The 1584-nt window shown below is 70.4% G+C and carries 2 protein-coding genes and 1 pseudogene; all 3 read right to left on the bottom strand.

Features of this window, described 5'->3' with window-relative positions; all coding sequences use genetic code 11:
* Positions 1–72: 72 nt before the first annotated feature.
* The gene (locus tag I71_RS35755; protein WP_244433728.1) at positions 73–231 is read right to left on the bottom strand and encodes an ATP-binding cassette domain-containing protein; all 159 of its coding nucleotides are present in this window, start codon (positions 229–231) and stop codon (positions 73–75) included.
* A complete protein-coding gene (locus I71_RS09295; protein ID WP_083897069.1) occupies positions 228–1250 on the bottom strand; it encodes a branched-chain amino acid ABC transporter permease in 1023 nt (340 codons plus the stop codon). The genes I71_RS35755 and I71_RS09295 overlap by 4 nt, the downstream gene beginning before the upstream one ends.
* Positions 1247–1584, bottom strand: a pseudogene (locus I71_RS09290) (branched-chain amino acid ABC transporter permease); the annotation flags it as partial. The gene I71_RS09295 and the pseudogene I71_RS09290, both read right to left, overlap by 4 nt.

Raw genomic sequence — 1584 nt, 5'->3', positions numbered from 1 at the left:
CCGCACCCGTTCCGCCGCGACAAGCCGGTGACGTCGCGGCCGTCCAGCCGGATGGTGCCGCGCTGGGCGGGATCACCCCGGTGACGAGGTGACGAAGGTGGTCTTGCCCGCCCCGTTCGGCCCGATCAGGGCGCAGCGGTCGCCGGCATTCAGCGTCATGAAGATGTCGGACGACACCTGGAGCCCGCCGAAATTCTTGGACAGCCCCTCGACTTCCAACAGCTTGGTCATGCCCGGTCCTCCTTCCGGCGCAACAGCCCGCCCAGACGCTCCAGACCCGAGGCGATGCCGCCGGGCAGGAACAGGACGATGCCGATCAGGAACAGGCCGATGAAGCCCATCCAGTGGAAGGGATCGCTGGCGGCCAGGATGTGATGGATGCCCATGAAGGCCGCCGTGCCGATCACCGCGCCATAGAGCCGCCCGGTGCCGCCCAGCACCAGCATCACCAGCGCCTCCGCCGACCAGGGGAAGCCGGCACTGTCCAGCCCGACGATGCCGCTGGTCACCGCGGTCAGCGCCCCCGCCACCCCGGCGAACAGCCCCGCCACCGCATAGAGCGTCACCAGATAGCTTTTCGGCGAGCCGCCGAGGGCGGAGATCCGCAGCGGATCCTCCTTCACCCCGCGGCAGGCCAGCCCGAAGGGCGAGCGCACGATCCGCCGCGCCACCATCAGCCCGACCACCAGCACCGCCAGCGCGAACAGGTAGGAGGTGCGGCCGAACATGTCGAAGCGGAACAGCCCCAGCACCGGCGCCGGGTCGATGCCCGACAGTCCGTCGCTGCCGCCGGTCCAGTCGCGCGCCTTGTTGGCGACCTCCTGCACGATCTGCCCGACAGCGATGGTCAGCATCAGCAGGGTCAGCCCGCGCGCATGCAGGATCAGGGCACCGGTGACCAGCGCGATCAGCCCGCCGGCCAGCCCGCCCACCGCCAGCATGAGGAAGGGGTCACTGTTCCAGTTGACCGCGGCGATGCCGGCGGCATAGGCGCCGGTGCCGAACATCGCCGCCTGCCCCAGCGTGGCGATCCCGCCATAGCCGAGCACGAGGTCGAGCGACAGCACGAACAGGGCCGAGGCGGCGATGCGGGTCAGCAGCGCCAGATCGTCCGGCAGCAGCCAATAGGCGGCCAGCCCGGCCGCCGCGACCAGCGGAATGCCGATCCAGCCGAGATCGCGGCGCCTGACGGGGGGAACCGGTCGGGTCACGGCAGCAGCCTTTCCGTCACGCTCGGCGACGCTCGTCATGCCGTCCTCCCTTTGAAGAAGCCGTGGGGCCAGCGGAACAGGATCAGGATCAGCGCGGCGTAGAAGAAGAACTCGCCGAAATTCGGGATCAGGTATTTGCCGGCGGTGTCGACGATGCCCAGCGCCAGCGCCGCCGCCGCCGATCCGAAGATGCTGCCGGCGCCGCCGACCGCCACCACCGCCAGGAACAGCACGATGTAGCGGATGGCGTAATAGGGCTCCAGCGGCAGCAGTTCCGCCCCCAGCACGCCGCCCAGCGCCGCCAGCCCGGTGCCGAGCGCGAAGGTCGCCAGATAGAGCCGCTCGGTGCGGATGCCCAGCGCCGCCGCCTGGC

Origin of the sequence: Azospirillum sp. B506 (assembly GCF_000333595.1) — a bacterium.
Classification (GTDB): Bacteria; Pseudomonadota; Alphaproteobacteria; order Azospirillales; family Azospirillaceae; genus Azospirillum.
This window is presented reverse-complemented; position numbering and strand designations above follow the sequence as displayed.

Bases quoted from the DNA above. Each gene is read 5' to 3' on its own strand.
- I71_RS35755 (WP_244433728.1), bottom strand. From the start codon at position 231: ATGACCAAGCTGTTGGAAGTCGAGGGGCTGTCCAAGAATTTCGGCGGG.
- I71_RS09295 (WP_083897069.1), bottom strand. From the start codon at position 1,250: ATGACGAGCGTCGCCGAGCGTGACGGAAAGGCTGCTGCCGTGACCCGA.